This is a genomic window from Flavobacterium sp. HNIBRBA15423 (assembly GCF_052655965.1).
Window position 1 is genome coordinate 1,371,051 of the sequence record NZ_CP199751.1, and the last position, 18,066, is coordinate 1,389,116.

21 protein-coding genes are annotated in these 18,066 nt (G+C 26.9%); 1 reads left to right on the forward strand and 20 read right to left on the reverse strand.

Annotation, left to right across the window (positions count from 1 at the left end; translation table 11 throughout):
• Positions 1-28: 28 nt before the first annotated feature.
• The 6 genes from ACULEV_RS06050 to ACULEV_RS06075 all read right to left on the reverse strand — a co-directional run bounded on the left by ACULEV_RS06050 (position 29) and on the right by ACULEV_RS06075 (position 5,943).
• Entirely contained in the window at positions 29-2,473 is a 2,445-nt protein-coding gene (locus ACULEV_RS06050; RefSeq protein WP_445457771.1) for a PIG-L family deacetylase, read from the reverse strand.
• Positions 2,474-2,569: 96 nt separating this feature from the next.
• Positions 2,570-3,106, reverse strand: a complete 537-nt coding sequence (locus ACULEV_RS06055; protein WP_445457772.1) for a mechanosensitive ion channel domain-containing protein — start codon at positions 3,104-3,106, stop codon at positions 2,570-2,572.
• Positions 3,090-3,680, reverse strand: coding sequence for a Maf family nucleotide pyrophosphatase (locus tag ACULEV_RS06060; RefSeq protein WP_445457773.1), 591 nt, complete (start codon positions 3,678-3,680; stop codon positions 3,090-3,092). The genes ACULEV_RS06055 and ACULEV_RS06060 overlap by 17 nt, the downstream gene beginning before the upstream one ends.
• The gene (locus ACULEV_RS06065; RefSeq protein ID WP_445457774.1) at positions 3,667-4,614 is read right to left on the reverse strand and encodes a geranylgeranylglycerol-phosphate geranylgeranyltransferase; all 948 of its coding nucleotides are present in this window, start codon (positions 4,612-4,614) and stop codon (positions 3,667-3,669) included. Before ACULEV_RS06065 ends, ACULEV_RS06060 begins: the two co-directional genes overlap by 14 nt.
• A 59-nt stretch (positions 4,615-4,673) precedes the next feature.
• On the reverse strand, positions 4,674-5,201 hold the full coding sequence (locus ACULEV_RS06070) for a KdsC family phosphatase (protein WP_445457775.1): 528 nt from the start codon (positions 5,199-5,201) through the stop codon (positions 4,674-4,676).
• Positions 5,194-5,943, reverse strand: a complete 750-nt coding sequence (locus ACULEV_RS06075; protein ID WP_445457776.1) for a Rossmann-like and DUF2520 domain-containing protein — start codon at positions 5,941-5,943, stop codon at positions 5,194-5,196. Before ACULEV_RS06075 ends, ACULEV_RS06070 begins: the two co-directional genes overlap by 8 nt.
• 132 nt (positions 5,944-6,075) lie before the next feature.
• Here ACULEV_RS06075 and ACULEV_RS06080 point away from each other — a divergent pair, with 132 nt between their 5' ends.
• The gene (locus ACULEV_RS06080) at positions 6,076-8,106 is read left to right on the forward strand and encodes a DUF7619 domain-containing protein (RefSeq protein ID WP_445457777.1); all 2,031 of its coding nucleotides are present in this window, start codon (positions 6,076-6,078) and stop codon (positions 8,104-8,106) included.
• Positions 8,107-8,196: 90 nt separating this feature from the next.
• Here the strand turns inward: ACULEV_RS06080 and ACULEV_RS06085 are convergent, their stop codons facing one another.
• From ACULEV_RS06085 to ACULEV_RS06150, 14 genes are all read right to left on the reverse strand, one after another.
• Positions 8,197-8,862 carry a hypothetical protein gene (locus tag ACULEV_RS06085; protein WP_445457778.1) on the reverse strand — a complete coding sequence of 222 codons (666 nt, stop codon included), beginning with the start codon at positions 8,860-8,862 and terminating at the stop codon, positions 8,197-8,199.
• Between the two features lie 102 nt (positions 8,863-8,964).
• Complete coding sequence (locus ACULEV_RS06090) at positions 8,965-9,438, reverse strand: hypothetical protein (protein WP_445457779.1); 474 nt, start codon at positions 9,436-9,438, stop codon at positions 8,965-8,967.
• Between the two features lie 43 nt (positions 9,439-9,481).
• Positions 9,482-9,835, reverse strand: a complete 354-nt coding sequence (locus tag ACULEV_RS06095; RefSeq protein ID WP_445457780.1) for a hypothetical protein — start codon at positions 9,833-9,835, stop codon at positions 9,482-9,484.
• Positions 9,822-10,190, reverse strand: coding sequence for a phage holin family protein (locus ACULEV_RS06100; protein WP_445457781.1), 369 nt, complete (start codon positions 10,188-10,190; stop codon positions 9,822-9,824). Before ACULEV_RS06100 ends, ACULEV_RS06095 begins: the two co-directional genes overlap by 14 nt.
• A 2-nt stretch (positions 10,191-10,192) precedes the next feature.
• Entirely contained in the window at positions 10,193-10,480 is a 288-nt protein-coding gene (locus tag ACULEV_RS06105; protein WP_445457782.1) for a YtxH domain-containing protein, read from the reverse strand.
• Between the two features lie 24 nt (positions 10,481-10,504).
• Complete coding sequence (locus ACULEV_RS06110; protein ID WP_445457783.1) at positions 10,505-10,657, reverse strand: lmo0937 family membrane protein; 153 nt, start codon at positions 10,655-10,657, stop codon at positions 10,505-10,507.
• 12 nt (positions 10,658-10,669) lie between these two features.
• The gene (locus tag ACULEV_RS06115) at positions 10,670-11,317 is read right to left on the reverse strand and encodes a porin family protein (protein WP_445457784.1); all 648 of its coding nucleotides are present in this window, start codon (positions 11,315-11,317) and stop codon (positions 10,670-10,672) included.
• A 123-nt stretch (positions 11,318-11,440) separates the two neighbouring features.
• Positions 11,441-12,034 carry a hypothetical protein gene (locus ACULEV_RS06120; RefSeq protein WP_445457785.1) on the reverse strand — a complete coding sequence of 198 codons (594 nt, stop codon included), beginning with the start codon at positions 12,032-12,034 and terminating at the stop codon, positions 11,441-11,443.
• Positions 12,035-12,444: 410 nt separating this feature from the next.
• Positions 12,445-14,655, reverse strand: coding sequence for a PAS domain-containing protein (locus tag ACULEV_RS06125; RefSeq protein ID WP_445457786.1), 2,211 nt, complete (start codon positions 14,653-14,655; stop codon positions 12,445-12,447).
• Positions 14,656-14,665: 10 nt separating this feature from the next.
• Positions 14,666-15,112 (reverse strand): response regulator, encoded by a 447-nt coding sequence (locus ACULEV_RS06130; RefSeq protein WP_445457787.1) that lies wholly within the window; start codon positions 15,110-15,112, stop codon positions 14,666-14,668.
• A 7-nt stretch (positions 15,113-15,119) separates the two neighbouring features.
• Entirely contained in the window at positions 15,120-15,683 is a 564-nt protein-coding gene (locus tag ACULEV_RS06135) for a helix-turn-helix domain-containing protein (protein ID WP_445457788.1), read from the reverse strand.
• 83 nt (positions 15,684-15,766) lie between these two features.
• Entirely contained in the window at positions 15,767-16,498 is a 732-nt protein-coding gene (locus ACULEV_RS06140; protein ID WP_445457789.1) for an MlaD family protein, read from the reverse strand.
• A 6-nt stretch (positions 16,499-16,504) separates the two neighbouring features.
• Positions 16,505-17,236 carry an ABC transporter ATP-binding protein gene (locus ACULEV_RS06145; RefSeq protein ID WP_445457790.1) on the reverse strand — a complete coding sequence of 244 codons (732 nt, stop codon included), beginning with the start codon at positions 17,234-17,236 and terminating at the stop codon, positions 16,505-16,507.
• Entirely contained in the window at positions 17,233-18,042 is an 810-nt protein-coding gene (locus ACULEV_RS06150; RefSeq protein ID WP_445457791.1) for an MlaE family ABC transporter permease, read from the reverse strand. Before ACULEV_RS06150 ends, ACULEV_RS06145 begins: the two co-directional genes overlap by 4 nt.
• Between the last annotated feature and the right edge of the window lie 24 nt (positions 18,043-18,066).

Consider the following 18,066-nt stretch of genomic DNA (forward strand, 5'->3'; position numbering starts at 1 on the left):
GTTTTTTTCTTTTTCCATATGAGAATGTTTATTTATCAAGAGAAATTAGATTTACAAAAAGACGATAAGCTCCAGAAACACCTTCAGGTAATTCTCTAAAGAAACTTAATCCTGTATAAATATAATTTCCTTTTCCATATTTTGCAACTAATAACGCTCCTTCTTTTTGATCTTCTCCATCGTCTGAAGCTGATAAAATAGGAGTGAAGGCTTTGTCCCATTTATTAGGATAATACAATCCTTGCTCTTGAACCCAGTTTTCGAAATCTTTTGGAGATATTTTATTAGGATAATTTAAAATATGATGTGAAGGATTTATAAATGTTACTTTAGCTTTTTCATTGGTTACCCTATCTCTTGAAATGGATAAATCAAATGGTGCAATTTCATTTGTTATTAAACCACTTGTTGTGTTATATTGTACAATAAGATTTCCACCATTCTCTACATATTTAAATAATTCCTTTTGTTTGAATTTTAAATCTTCAACAGTATTGAAAGCTCTAATTCCTAATATAATAGCGTCAAATTTATTTAAATTTTCTGCATTTAATTCATTAGTAGTAATATAGGAAATATTGTAGCCAATGTTTTCTAAATATTTTCCTACTTCATCACCAGCACCAATTAAGTAACCAATATTTTTTCCTTTTGTTTGTATATCTAGCTTTACCAATTTCCCTTCAGATGGTTGTAAAATGGTTTGTTTTGGAATATGATCATATTTAATTTCTACACATTCTAGCTGATGCTTTTCTGAAGCTGTTTGAATTTCTACTGAAAAATCAACATTACTTTCATTTTTTGGAGGATAAACTTTAAAACTTACCGTTTTTCCATCATTTTTAGTAGCAATACTAAATGGAATTTCACTTGGTTCTACTTTCCAATTATTGGGAACAATTAATCTAACTTTTCCAGAACTGTTTTCCTTGTTTGCCTTTAGTTTTACTAGAATATCTTTTGGTTCAGTTGTATTAAAAATGGAAACTTTATTAGTTATTTCAGAAGTTACTTCTGGTAAAACAGAAAAAGGAATATAGGTTTCTCCTTTTTTTCGGTCGTTCATTTTGAATACTAAATTCTTTACAAAATCAATTTTAGTTCCTTCAATTTCAATTGAAAAGAGAATAGGAAATTGTAATTTCTCTTCTGGATAAATACGAATCGCTTTATTTGAAACTTGGTACATTCCAACGGTTGGTTTTTCTTTTAACCAAAATAAATTTGTATAACCTATGGTATTTGGAATTTTAAAATTTTTCTCTTCAAAGCTTATTTTTTCATTATTATTAAGTTGAACTTCTTTTGTTTTTTTAGATTCATTTAGAATAGAATAACCTAATAATTTCACTTTTGAATTACTTCTATTAATAGCCTCAAAATTAATTGTTATAGCTTCTTTTTTAGTAGCATTTTCTACTGAAGCTACAGCTTCTAAATACATACCACTACAAGCTTCAATTATTTTTAAAATTTGTTTTGTTTTATCGTTTTTCCAATAAGAATCTTCTAATTCTTGAATTAATAAATACGCTTTTACTAATTGTGGAATATGTGAAGAAGGATTATTGAAATCAAAATTATTTTGAATAGGAACTACTATTTTTCCAATGGCTTCACCACCTTTAATTCGGTTCCAAGAAGTGTCAATACCTTCAAAAAGATTAGTAACATTTGGTAAATCTCCTTTTAATAATTCTAAATATTCGGTTTCGTCTCCTCTTGAACCTGTTGATCCAAAACCTTGACATTGATGTTGACTTCTACTTAAAGCAGCTATTTCATGATTGCTTTTTCCTTTTAAAGGATAATATACATTGGCATTAAAACCTATTAAATTAGATTTATCGGCTTTTTCAAAAGCTTCTTCACTTCCATAAAACCACCATGAAGTATTAAAAAAAACTCTTTTGGGTTTTGTTGTTAATTTGTCATAAGCTTCTAAAGTTAATAGGGCAGAAGCTGTATGGTGACCATGAGTCGTTCCTGGTGTTCTATGATTAAATCGATTAATTACAATATCTGGATGAAAGGTTTCCATAACTTGTATTACATCTTCTAGTACTTGCTCTTTGTTCCAAATAGAGAATGTTTCATTAGGTTCTTTGGAATAACCAAAATCATTGGCACGTGTAAAAAATTGATTTCCTCCATCTATATTTCTTGCTGCTAATAATTCTTGTGTTCGAATAGCTCCAAGTTTTTCTCTTAATTCTGGACCTATTAGGTTTTGACCACCATCACCGCGAGTTAAAGATAAATAAGCCGTTTCTGCATGATAATGATTAGCAAAATAAGTAATTAAACGTGTATTTTCATCATCTGGGTGTGCTGCAACATATAGTACTTTACCTAGAAAATTTAATTTTTGAATTTCTTCAAATATCTGATTTGAATTTAATTTTGTGGGAGCTTGCGCTTGAGTAAATAAGGTAACTAGTAAAAGTAATGCAGTATATTTTTTTATCATTTGTATTATTTTTTTAACCTCAAATTTGAAATTGCGTTTAAAATTAAAAAAGGAAGATTGAAATTCTTCCTTTTTAACATTAATTTATAAGATGATTTAATCGGTAAACTCTTTATTTTCAAAATTAGATTTAACAATTAATATCCCTTTTTGCATTAATAAGTTATTAGGATAGGTAATTTGTTCACCATCTATTGTCTTTAAAAGAATATAAAAAGCTTTAATATCTTCAATTTCTCCTTCTAAAGGAAAGTCTTTGTCTAATATTTTTATTTTATCACCAATTTTAAAAGGATAGGAAAAGAAAAGTATAATTCCAGCTGAAATATTACTTAAAATGGACCATTGTGCAAAGGAAGCTACTCCAACAACTGCAAATACTGATGATATGAATAAAAATATTTGTTCTCGTTTTACACCCCAAATAATAACAACAGAAAAAATGGCTAATAAGCCCAGTAAAATATTAATATATTTAATTACAAGATTCGTTCGGTGCTCTAAAGATTCATTCATTCGAGCGAATTTTTTAACAACTTCTGCAAAAAACAATCTCGAAATAAAAAAAATACAAATTGTAATAAAAGTTAGTATTTCCTCATGTAAATAAGGGTTTTCAATAAATTTTAGCATAATCTAATAATTTTGAATATATTTTCTCAACTGGCATTCCTACTACATTAGTGTAAGAACCTTCAATTTTTGAAATTCCAATTAAACCAATCCATTCCTGAATACCATAAGAACCAGCTTTGTCAAAAGGTTTGTAATTATCTAAATAATAGATTATTTCAGCATCTAATAATGTTTTAAAAGTTACTTTGGTCACTTCATAGATGGTTTCAACTTTGTTTTTTGTTTTAAAGCAAACAGAAGTTATTACTTCATGAGTTTTCCCTGACATAGATTGCAACATTTGAAGAGCATCTTCATAATTTTTTGGTTTTCCCAGTGCTTTTTCTTCGTGCCAAACAATGGTATCACTTGTTATTACTATATCATTTTCTTTTAAGTCTTCAAAAGCATTTGCTTTTAATTCGGCTAAATAATTGGTAATTTCTTCAGCTTTGAGAGTATTAGGATAAATTTCTTCTATTTCTTTTAATTGAATGCTAAAAGGAATATCCATTTCTTTAAAAAACTGTTGTCTTCTAGGTGAACCTGAAGCTAAAATGATAGTATATTGGTTTAATTTATCCTTGAGCATTTTTTATAGCATAAGTGATTACAGCAATTGAAAGTATTCCAAAAAATAAAACTAATTTTAGTACTAAACTAATTTGCTTGAATTCAGATTTTGTTTTTACACTCCATAATTTAATCATGCAAAACAATAAAGGTCCTACAATAAATAATAGACCATACAAGAAAACATAAGTATAATCTAATAAATTTTTATTGATATAATAAAGCAATAAAAGAATAGGGATAATAATTACAATACTAACTAGTTTAGCCGTTCTTGTTTTACCCAAAAGAATAGGTAAAGTTTGAATGCCAGAAGCATAATCACCATCTGTATCTTCAATATCTTTTACAACCTCTCTAATCCAATTGATAATAAATGCAAATACTGCATAATCAAATAATACTCCAAATGCTTTTTTCATTTGTACAATATTTCCATCATAAGTAGCAGGAAATAAATCGAAAATTCCAAGGATAATAATACTAAAAGATAAAATAAAAGCAACTACTAGATTACTTACAATTACAATTCTCTTTAAAAATGTAGAATATACATATAGTAAAGCTGCTGTAAATATGAATATGGTAAATAATCCTTTTTTACCCACAACATTGGATAAATAAAATCCAATTCCTACACCAATAATATTTAATATTACATACAAATTATAGGCTAGACTTTCTGAAATAGATTTACCAACAATTCTATCTTTTGGTTTGGTAATTTCATCATTATCTTGATCGATAATATTATTAATTACATAACCAGCAGCTGCAATACACACTGTTGATAAAACTAATAATGCAAATTGAAAATGCGTCAATGATAAATAATCATTTGAAGGCGTTAAAGTATTATAAGTTGCTGCTTTCAAATAAGTATAACGAAAAAGCACTTGCATAAAAGCAAGCATAAGTAGGTTTTGAAAGCGTATAAGTTGTAAGTATTTCATATTGTTGAGTAATTAGTGATAAGTAATTAGTGATAAGTTTGTACACTGAACACTTAATTTTAATCATATTTTGCATCAAAATGTTCCATCCATTTATGTTGTACTTTCATAACTTGCTCAATGACATCGCGTACACAACCTTTTCCACCATCTTTATGAGAAATATATTTTGAGATTGTTTTAATTTCTGGTGCAGCATTTTGTGGACAAGTTGGTAAACCTACTAATTTCATTACATGAAAATCAGGAATATCATCACCCATATATAATACTTGTTCGGGTTTAATATTGTAAATATCTATGAATTCTTTAAAAGTTTCCACTTTATCCGAAACACCTAAATGGATGTCAGTAATGCCTAAATTACGTAAACGCACGCGAACACCTTCGTTACTTCCTCCTGAAATAATGCAAACTGTATATCCATTTTCAACAGCCGCTTTCATAGCATAACCATCTCGAATGTTCATATTGCGAAGCATTTCACCAGTTTGAGTAACATGAATGGTTCCATCGGTTAATACACCATCAACGTCAAGGATGAAAGTGGTGATTTCGTTCATTAATTCTTTATAGCTTTTAGACATTTTGTATCGATTGGGTTAATAATGTGTAAATTTCTTTATAATTTGAATTTTGTAAAAATTCGATGTGTTTTTCAATAGTTTTAGTATCGTTTCTCACAGCTGGACCAGTTTGCGCTTCTTTTGGAGACAGTTCAGTTATTTTGTTGGCAGTTTCTAAAATTAAAGGGTGTAAAATTTCGAAAGGAACTTGATTTTCATCGCAAATTTGGTTGCCAATTTGGTACAAATGATTTACAAAATTACAAACAAAAACGGCAGCTACATGTAAACTTTTTCGTTGTTCAGATGAAATGGAATACACTTTTTTAGATACTAGATTTGCTAATGTTTCCAAAGTCTTATAATCACTTTCATTTTTTGTTTCCAAACAAATTGGAATCGTTGAAAAATCGACTGCTTTTGATTTACTGAACGTTTGCAAAGGATAAAAAACACCTTTTCTATTTTTACTATCCAAAACCGAAAGTTCAGAAGTACCAGAAGTATGTACAACTAATCGATTTTGAAAAAGTAAATGATTGGAAACTTCTGCAATAGCATTATCAGAAACCGAAATAATATACACATCAGCTTCTTTAATATCTTGATAATTGGATGTAATTCGTTCTTCAGCAATTAAATGTAAAATACTATTTTTATTACGAGCAAAAACTTGCACCAACTCAATATCAGCTGTTTTTAACATCACTTGTAATAAGTGTTGGGCTACATTTCCACTACCAATTAACACGACTTTAATCATGTGGCTAAAATACTATTTTTTTGCAGAATGACATTACTGGAAATTAGCAATCTTAAGGAATTATTATTTCTAGAATAAAAATAGATTACTACTTAATTATTTACACTATTTTTGCCAACTCAAATTTATATTATGAAGAAAATCTACTTTTTATTGTTTGTTTTGTTTGGATTGAATTTGCAAGGACAGATTGTTAACATTCCTGATGCAAATTTTAAAGCGAAGTTAATCGCTTTAGGAATAGATGCTAATAATGATGGAAATATTCAGATAAATGAAGCTCATCAAGTTACTTATCTGAATGTTAGTGATCAAAATATTACTAATTTAACGGGTATTAATGAATTTATAAATTTAACATTCCTTAATTGTGCAGGAAATTCAATAATAACATTAAATTTAGATGGATTGAATAATTTAATTGAATTTAATTGTACAAATAGTCATGTTGCATCAATAAGCTTAAATGGATTAATAAATTTAAAAAAAATCACATGTATAGCTAATCAATTAATTACATTTGATGCTTCTGATCTTATTAGTTTAGAAGAATTATATTGTGATTCAAATGAGTTAACTACTTTAAATTTAAATAACTCAAAAAATTTGAAAAAAATATATTGTTGGGGAAATGAGTTAGAGAGTTTATTTTTAAAAAATGGATCAATTGAAACTTCAATTTCAATTATGGATAACCCTAATTTGAGCTATATTTGTTGTGATGATGATCAAGTAAATCACTTAGAACTTCTTACTGCTCAAAATGGGATATTAAATTGTAGTGTAAATAGTTATTGTTCGTTTATTCCCGGAGGTACTTTTTACTATATTACAGGAAACAATAAATATGATTCTAATAATAATGGTTGTGATAATTTTGATTTTAATTTTTCAAATTTCAAATTTAATCATACTATTTCAAATGATTTAGTAGGTGTTTATATCACAAATCAATCAGGAAATTATTCTATTCCAGTTCAAGCAGGTTCGCATACTATAACTCCAAATCTAGAAAATCCAACTTATTTTAATATATCACCTGCAAATTTAACTGTTGATTTTCCATCACAAGCTATCCCGTTTACGCAAGATTTTTGTGTGACAGCAAATGGAATTCGCCATGATGTGGAAGTGGTAATTTTGCCAATAGTTCCTGCACGTCCAGGTTTTGATGCTAAATATAAAATTCTATATCGTAATAAAGGTAATCAAATAGAAAGTGGTGCTATTACATTCACTTATAATGATACTGTTTTAGATTATGTTTCTTCAAACCCAGTTTATAGTGGCATTGGGACAAGTACTTATACTTGGAATTATAGCAATTTACAACCTTTTGAAACTAGAGAAATTGAAGTAGTTTTCAATGTGAATTCACCTACAGGAACTCCAGCAATGAATATTGGAGATCAATTGAATTTTACTGCACAAATTACTCCAATGGTTAATGATGAAGTACTTTTTGATAATACTTCTTCTTTAAAACAAATTGTTGTTGGTTCTTATGATCCAAATGACAAAACTTGTTTAGAAGGAGAAACAGTTGGTCCAGACATGATAGGAGAATATGTACATTATCTAATTCGTTTTGAAAATACAGGAACATATCCTGCTGAAAATGTTGTAGTAAAAGACATGATTGATTTGACTAAATTTGATATCGCTACTTTAGTACCTTTAAAAGGAAGTCATGATTTTTATACTAGAATTAAAGATAATAAAGTAGAATTTATCTTTGAAAATATAAATTTAGATTTCAATGATGCTACTAATGATGGTTATGTGGCTTTCAAAATTAAAACAAAATCTAATTTAACTGTTGGAAGTACTTTTTCAAATAATGCCAATATTTATTTTGATTATAATTTTCCAATTACAACAAATACTTACACGACTACGATTCAGGCTTTAAATTCGCAAGATTTTGTTTTTAGTAATGAATTTACTTTGTATCCAAATCCAGTAAAAGAGGTTTTAAATTTTAACTCCAAAGAAAATCTAAACATCCAATCTGTTGAGATTTATAATATGTTGGGTCAAATTGTTATATCTGTTCCCAATGCAACTACTTCAATTGATGTTTCTAGTTTGAAATCTGGAAATTATTTTGTAAAAGTAAATACTGAAAAGGGTAGTGCTAATACTAAGTTTGTAAAGGAATAGTTATAATTTTCTTGATTAGAATATAAAAAAAACTGCGAGATGATTCTCGCAGTTTTTTTATTTTGAGTAATTAACACATCAAATGAATAATTACTTTTTAGCTTCTTGATTTTCTTCTGATTTTGCTCCCATTCTATTTACTGTGTACATAGGTGCAAATCTAAGTTTTAATGCTGCAATTTTTCTATTATCTTCTGAAGATAATCCTTCTTTTTCAACAGTATTTTTTCTTGAATCTAATGCTTCGTAAATTAATTTAATTTCGTCCCAATCTTCTCTTGAGTAAGAATCTTTATTTTTTTCTACAGTAGTTACAAGATTGTCATATACACTTAAGATATTGTCTTTGTTTACCCAAGTAAATGTCATGTCTGAAGAACCATCATATCCATCTCCTAATAATGTTTTACGGATTGAGATTTTGGTATTTTCCATATCCGCTTTTTCTTTTTCAGATACTACTTTTACTTTGTATTCCTCATATCTTACAGTTGCATTGTCAATAGATTCTTTTAAATTTTTACTTTCTTCTACTCCTGTTAGAGAGTTTTCAGCGTTCATTTTTAATCTATTGTAATCTTTTTCAATTTCATTCCATTCATTAGCTGCTGTTTCCATTTCTATGTTGCTTACAGAGTCAACATAATTTGTATACATCGCTACATCTTTTTTAGCTTGTAACTCTTTTTCGTCTGTACAAGCAGTTAATGATACAGCAACTACTAATAATCCTAAAGTGATTTTTAAATTTTTCATCTTAAATTGTTTTAATTAATGTTAATATTATTTTGTAAAATTAGTTTGATTCTCTATCTATTGTTTTATACAATTTTGATATAGATTTATATAATTTCTATTCTATAAATCAAAACCATATGCTAGTCTTACCATAATTTGTCCTAGACCATCATCAACTACATTGTCTTTTATCACAGGGAAATCTTTAAGGAATTCATATCTTACACTTATGTCAACATATTTTGTAGCATATCCTATAGCAGGTGAGAATAATAGAGAATTATCACTATATTCTTTAGTGATTGAAAAAGCTCCACCAATTTCTCCCATTATATAAAATTCATTCTTGAATATAAAAGATTTATATCCTACTTTAACGGGTATATAACTAAGATCAGTTCCGTTATCTTCAACAAATAAGTTGTTAAATCCTGTCGTAAGTGTCAATGAATAAGTTTTTGAGAAGTCATATTGAAGTCTGACATCTCCTCCTAAATTAAATGTATAAGGATCGTTAAATGGTAAACCACCTGAGATTCCTACGCCTAATTTAAATTTGCGATCGTAATTATCACTTTGATCTTGAGCGGACATTTTTGAATTTGAGCCTATAAGTAGAGAACTAATTACTAATACTTTAAATATCTTTTTCATTTAAGTTTATTTTTTCTGCTTTGTTTGTAATAAAATTGGTAACCAAATATTGAATTACAGTTGCTGATATTTTTTTAAATATTCCTGCTGATTTACCTGCAATCATTTTTCTAGCAAGATAACCTCCAGCAATTCCTAATGTTGATTCTAGGATTGAGTGTTTTATTTCTTTAGATTTTTTAAAATCGTCAATACTTTCCTTAACTATATTTATGGGTTTTAGACTTTCTAGAGTAAGGTTAAATTGGTCCCTCAAAATTTCAAAATCATTAGATTGTTTTAATTTTAAAAGCCTAATTTTTTTATCTAAAAGTTGATTTTCATTAATTGTTTCCATCTTCTCTATTTTTTGTTTCTAAAAGTTTTTTAATAACTAAATTAGTTATTGGTACTTTAATCAATTGATTTCTAAAAATGAATAAGATTATGGCTAGTATTAAGTAAAATACTGAAACGATAAGGAAACCTAAATAATTCTCTCCCATTAGTTTTCCAATATAAAGGCTTATTCCAATATTTATAAACAATAAAAACATAGCTACAATCAACCCAAATGCTAATCTAAAAATTAGTGAAGCAGTAATATCTGCTGTCTTATCTATAGCATTCAATTTTAATAATTCAATACTTGATTTAGTATAATCTTGAGCTTTTTCAAAAAGCATTTCGATATTTGTAGCTATCTTTTCCATTTTTATTGAATTTTTGCTAATTCTTCTTTAATTTTTGTTTTACCTTCTTTTATCTTTTCTTCAATATTCTCAGATAGGTAGTTGTATTTTTCTTGAAGTTCACCATATTTGTTTTCCAATGAACTAATTGTATTGTCTAACCCTTCTTTAAGATTATCTTTTAAATCAGTTGCTTTTTTTGCTATTTTTTTTCTTGTTTCTGAACCTTTATCTGGTGCTAATAATACTCCAATAACTGCTCCAACAGCTAAACCTGCTGCTACTCCTAATATTACTTTATTTGATTTCATAATTTTGTGTTTTTAAAATGTTTTTTAATTTTTTTTTCCTTGAATAATTTGTAATAATACTGCAATAGCCGCTATAACTAATAATATGTGTATTAAAGATCCTGCACTGAATACAAAATAACCAAGAATCCAAAGGATAATTAATACTATTGCAATAAGATATAGTAAGCTTTGCATAATATTATATTTTTAATTTAATCTTACAGCTAAGTATAAACTTAAATTACTGTTTTTTCCATCTGGAACTGTATATGTTGTTCCAGCAAAATCCCTGTCTTTACCTACAGTTTGTAAACCATAGTTGTATCTAACTCCAATTCCTATAGATTCAAAGTCTAAACCTACTCCTGCCGATAATCCATAATCAAATTTGTTAAAATCATCATTATCATAGTTGTCTTCAAAATCAAATGTGCCATCATCTGTTTCATTGGTTACTTGCGCATCAATTAAGTATGCAAAATAAGGACCAGCATGTATGTTGAAATTATCTGTTAGATTAAATTTTAGTAGAATAGGTAATTCTATATAGTTTAATTTGAATTTAGCAGTTCCTTCTGCAAATACATTGTCATAGACTAATTCTGCACCTTTTCTACTATAAAGTAATTCTGGTTGAATGGCTATTGCATCAGTTAATGGTAATTTTGCATATATACCTGCGTTAAAGCTGGTTAATACATTGTTGTCATCAACATCTTCTGTGTACATATTTGAGAAATTTACACCACCTTTAAAACCAAATTCTGCATTTGAATCTTTAGATTGAGCGTTAACCGCTAATGATGTAGTTAAAAGTAATGCCAGTGTTGCTGCAATTTTTTTTCTTGTTTTCATGTTAATTGTTTTTAATGTTTATGTTTAATATTAAATTGTTTCTAAATTTTTATTTTTAATAGATAATTATTATTGTGTCATTTGCAATTAATGTTAATATGACGATTGGTATTATCTGTTGATTTATGTTTTAACTGTTATAATTTGCTTCACTTCATTTAAAGAAGTATTTAGTTTAGCAATTGTTTGTATGGCTAAAATTTTAAAATCTATATCTTTTGTTGTTTGAGATAATAGTGTTAAATCTTGAATCTGACTTTTTAAAATATTTGAAACTGTCTCTAAATATTTATTTCTAAAAATATCATTGTCATCTTCATCATCTAATTGGATACAATTATTTTGAATATTTATACAAGGAATGATTATTAATTTTTTTGAAGTAATTTCATTAATTGTTTCATTTATTTTGCTTTGCTCTTCAATTAAATTTGTTGCTAAGCATTTCACTCTAAAAGGAATTTCTTTTTCTTTTTCTTTAGCACTAATTGTGATAAGATTTAGTTTTTTTTCGTTAAACTTGGCTAATAATTCTGCTTCAATGTTCTTATATTCATAATTGTTATTTTTATATTCATAAATGTTTCCGTTTATATAGGTCATTAAACTATCTTCTTCTTCTTTATTTGTAAATGCACAAGAAATAATCGTTAACAATGCCATGCTGCATAATATCAAATAAAAATGTAAGGTTCTTTTGGGGGTTGACTTTTTCATTTTTTCTTTTTTAATACATTACAAAGTTGGTTCATTCAATGAAAATTTATATTACATCATTTTATCTATAAATTATATCATTACCACTAACACTCTTGCTTGATTTATCTATTATTTAAAGAACTTATAATACAAATTTAAGCAGATTGCTTAGCCTTCATGTTATATGTTTTTTGTAGAATATTATAGAATTTTAAGTTTGTTGAATGTATTTAGTAGTTTATAGACAAAAAGACTATAAGAAGAGAAACTGCAGAAACTTAAACTGAGTTTATAATGCAAAAAGAAATTAAAAATTTGGTAAAGAGAAATAGTAAAACAGAAATAATGAACTTACTTCTGTTTTATTTTAATATTTGTAAGAATTGTGAATATGGCTCTAAAGGGTAGAGTGTGACAGCAAAAGTTAATTATGTTTTTGGTATATAAATACTAAATACAGATCCTTCATTTGGTTTACTTGATGCAAAAATATAACCATTGTGATTTTCTACTATTTTTTTACAGATGGCTAAACCTACTCCAGTTCCTTGGTATTCAGTTTTTCCATGAAGCCTATTAAATAGTAAAAATATTTTTTCCGCATTTTCTTGTTCAAATCCAATTCCATTATCCTTGAATCTTATTCTATGATACACTCTATTTGAATTGTCTTTTAAAATGGCTTCATTTATAGCTTTTACTTTTTTGTATTTAATTACAATTTGTGGCGCTTCATTATCTTTTGAATATTTTAATGAATTGCTTATTAAATTGGTAAAAAGTTGTTGCATTTGAAAAGCTACACCTTTTATAACTTGGAGAGAATCATATTTAATGGTTGCTTTTTTATCTTCGATATTCTGTGATAACTCAGACAAACTATTGGCTAAAACTTCATTTAAATCTACATTAATGAAATTTTTATCTCCTCTATTTGTTCTAGAATATTGTAATAAGTCATTAATTAAAATTCGCATTCTATCTGAAGCACTTTCAATTCTTAATAAATAATCTTTACCAAAATCGGATAAGTTTTCTTTTTCTCGATCATTCAATCTTGAGATAAAGGTTTGAATTTTTCTTAAAGGCTCTTGTAAATCATGACTAGCCACATGATTAAATTCATTGAGTTCTTTTATATTTTGCTCTAGTTCTAAATTACGTTCTTTTAATAATTTACTTTTGTTATAATCTTCAGTTACATCTTGAGTTGTACCTATTATACTTTGTTCACCACTTAAATCAATAAATGATTTAGCAACAGTTTTAAAACGTCTAACGGCACCATCTTTTCTAATAATTCTATAATCCATTGTTGGAATTTCACCATTTGAAATTGCAGCTTTTTTAGCTTCAATTACAATTTCTTTATCCTCATCATGTACATGAAGTAAAAGGTTTTCAATTGTTGGCTCAAAAGCTTGTGGCTCATATCCCATTAATCTAAAATTATTATCAGAATATATAAATTTGTTGTTTTCAAAATTTAAAACCCAACTGCCATAATTTCCTAAAATTTCTGCCTGTTTACTTGATTCATCAAAGATTTGAAGTTCGTTATTTACTTTTTTTAAATCTTCTATGTTTTTTTCTAAAAGTAAATTGTTATTAATTTCATCCGTTATATCATGTGTAACACCTAAAACTGTTCGATTTTTTAATTTCTCATCAAATAATTTTCCTGTTGCTCTAAAAAAACGAGTTTCTCCATCTGCTCTTATGATTCTGTAGATTGAAGGAGGTAAATTCTCTTCTTTAACAATTTTATTCATGATTTCAAGAACAGTTTCTTTATCTTCTGGATGAACAAAAGTTATAAAATTTTCATTAGTTGAAGAAAAAGAATTAGGTTCAACGCCTAATAAACGATAAAAATTATCAGAATAGATGATTTGGTGATTATTTAAATTCCATTCCCAAGTACCAAAATTTGAAAGAATTTCTGCTTGTGAGTTTAAAAAAAACGATTTGCTTAAACTATTATTTATTTCTTTTAATTTTTCTAAATCTTTATCCGTTTTGTAATAGGAATAGACAATTAATATGATAGTAATTAATAAAATACTAAGTGTTAAAATAGGAGTAAAACTGACTTGTTGGTTATAAATTGAATTATGTTTTTTTAAGTATGAACTCTGTAAGTCAGCCATTTCATTAATCTTATATCTTATATCAACTAAAAGTTTACTACTTTCACTAAAGTTTTTTTTAAATTTTTTAGAAGCATTTTTACGTTTGTTTACATCTGGGTCAGAATATTCGCCATTATAATCCAAACGTTTTTTTATTATCTCATATAATTCATTAAGATTTTGCTGTTGTTTTTTATTATTTGCAGTTAATTTTTTTAATATACCAAATGATCTATTAATATTGCTATTTGCAGTATAATAAGGATTTAAATAAATACTTTCATTAGTTATTAAGAAACCTCTCATACTATTTTCAGAATCTTTTATATATGAGAATAATTGCTCTAATTCTAAATTAACTTCATAAGTGTGCATTATAAGTTTAGAAGAGGTAGAAACACCTTCAATGTGTTTATATGTAATTGCTCCAATAAAAAGAACAATAAATAAACTAATAGTGAAAATTATTTTATGAAATTTTGATGATTTAAACTTATTTTCACCCATAAATTACTGGTTATAATCGTAATAAAAAATTATCTTTATTTAATCCACTGGTATGATATTGCCAATTTATTGTTACTACTTCAGATAAAACTTTTTTTAATGTATTAAAATCGCTTGGTTTTTTAATATAAATATTAGCACCTAGTACAAAAGTATTTTCTACATCTTGATCTGAAGATGAGGTTGAATAAATAGCTATGGCAATGTTATTGAATTTATCACTCTTTTTAATTTCTTTTAAACAATCTACACCATTTAAAATGGGCATATTTAAGTCTAAGAAAATAATGTTTGGTAAAATAGATTCTGGATGATGTAAAAAATCTAATAATTCTTTACCATTTTTAAAAGTGTTTACAACGGTATTAATCTTTAATTCATCAAATGCATCTGTAAAGAATAAACGATCGTCTTCATCATCATCTGCTAAAGTAATAAGGATATAATCTTTCTGCATATTTAATTTAATTTATATTTTTTGTAGCAATTTCTCTTCTTTTTGTAATAATTCTTTGAAAGGCAGAAGGAGTTATACCTGTAGTATTTTTAAATTGCGTACTTAAATGAGCAACACTTGAATAATTTAATTTAAAAGCAATTTCGGTTAAACTTAGATTTTCATTAATGATAAGATGTTTTGTTAATTCAATTTTTTGAATAATGATAAAATTTTCAATAGAAGTATAGGTAACTTCTGAGAAAATATTTGACAAATATCCATAACTATGATCTAGTTTCTCTGCTAAATAAACGGAGCTTTTTACATTAGGCGCATCCTCATTGAGAACCATTTCAATTATGGTATCTTTAATTTTTTGAACTAATATATTTTTTTGATTTTCAATTATTTCAAATCCGTATTCTTCTAATAAAGTAGTAATTTGTTGATAAATTTCTGTAGGTATGTTTTCTAAAAATAAAATCTCTGAGGAATTTATTATTTCATACTTTATATTGAAATTTTTTAATTTTTCATTCAAGATTTTTTTAGCTAAAATATTAGAATCAAGCTTTAAAAATAGTTTCACTGTTGTTGTTTTTGATTTTTAGTAAAAGTAATAAAAAAAAACGTTTATTAGGTTACTTGTCTTAATCAAATAGAAATTAGTTGCTATTTTTTAGTTGTTTTTTCTTCGGCTTCTTCTTGAGTTTTTTCTAAAGCTTTCTTTTTTTCTCTTTCTTTTTTTCTAAAATAACCTCTTAATAAGAAATTATGTTTTGCAGCTTCCATATTTTCTTCTAATCCTTTAGAACTTTTTCTTAAGTTTTCCATAGTTTTTTCAAGATCTTTAGCCATTTCTTCGTCATTCATTAATTTTCCTAATGTTCCTTCACCTTCATTGACATCAGTAAGTAACATAGCTAATTCACTTGTAATTACTTCAGCATTTTCCGCAGTAACTTTTACAGAAGCTAAAATATCATCTATCTCTATGGGTTCGAAAGATTTAATAACATCTCCATCTTCAACTGATTTTGATTTTGGATTTCCTTGTGATATAACTAATAATTTATCACCAATAACTCCTTCTGAACCTATTGAAGCTTTACTATCTTTTTTAATAAATTCTTTGATTTCATCTTTAATGGATAAATTTACTTCAACTGAGCTGTCATTTATAATTTCTACATTATTTACCATTCCTATTGCTATACCAGAAAATCTTACAATACTTCCCACTTGTAGTCCACTGGCATTCTTGAATTTTGTGGTTAATTTAATTTCTTTACTAAAAAGATTTTGTTGACTACCTATTACGAAAATTATTGAAATTAGAAAAAGTATTCCTAATGTTACAAAAATTCCTAGCTTTATTTTATAAGATTTGTTTTGAGTTTCCATGTTTTTTTATTTAAAAAATGATTTTATATAACTATCAGTATCATTTTCAAATTCAGATAGTGTTCCTGTTTTGTATACGATTCCATCTTTTAACATAACGATTCTATCGGCTACAGTTTTTACACATTTTATGTCATGTGTTATTATAATGGAGGAAGTATTGAACTTATTTTTGGTTTCATTTATAAGGTTACTAATTTCATTTGAAGTTATTGGGTCCAAACCAGTCGTTGGTTCGTCGTATAATAATATTTTAGGATTTATAATTAAGGTGCGAGCTAGACCAATTCTTTTTTTCATTCCACCAGAAAGTTCAGAAGGCATTTTATCAATAGATTCGGGTAAACTTACTTCTTCTAAAATTTTTTCAATTTTTTGAGTAATTTCTTCATTTGTAAATTCTTCAGTTAATCGAGTTAAGGGGAAAGTTAAATTTTCTCTTACTGTCATGGAATCATATAATGCTGCTCCTTGAAATAAAAACCCAATTTGTTTTCTAACTTCAATTAAATCATCTTCATTTATTTCTGAAATTTCACGTTCACCAACTTTTATACTTCCTGAATCCAATTTTAATAAATTAACGATACATTTAATTAAAACCGATTTTCCTGATCCAGATTTTCCCAAAACTACTAGATTCTCGTTTTCAAATAATTGCAAAGTAATACCTTTTAGGACATCTTGTTCCCCAAAACTTTTTTTAATGTCTTTAATATCAATTAATACATTTTTCATAACAAATCTGTTATTTGTACAGCAATTAAATCAACAATTATTAATAAAAGAGATGAGGTAACTACAGCTGAATTGGCTGCTATACCAACACTTTCTGTTCCTCTTCCTGCATTAAATCCTTTATAGCAACCGACCATACCAATTACGGCTCCAAAAAAGAAGGATTTAATTAACGCTGGAATTAAATCGATAAATTCAACGTTTTTAAATGCCTGATGAATAAAAAGTGTTAGACTAACATCGTCTTTGATGTTTACACCTAACCAACTACCAAAAATACCTATTACATCTGCATATAAGGTTAAAATGGGTATCATTATAGTTGCTGCTAAAACCCTTGGAACAACTAGAAAATTTATTGGGTTTGTGTTAGAAACTTCCATGGCATCTATTTGTTCTGTTACTCGCATTGAGCCTAATTCTGCTCCCATGCTTGAGCCTATTTTACCAGCACAAATTAAGGCTGTAATAACTGGCCCCATTTCTCTAATTATCGAAATTGCAACCATGCCTGGTAATATACCCACGGCTCCAAATTTAACTAATGGTGGTCGTGACTGAATAGTTAATACTAAACCAATTATAATACCTGTAATTGAGATTAAACCAACAGATTTATTACCTATTTGATAACATTGTTTTAAAAACTCATTGAATTCAAATGTATTTGTAAAAATGTTTTTAAATACACTTTTTTGATAATTTATAACATTAGCAACATCAATAAAAAAAGCAATAATTTTTTCTTTTATGCTTATAATTATTTGATTTTTACTTAGTAAATTATTTTGTTTTTGATAATGCATTTTTGATTTTCTTATAGTTATTCA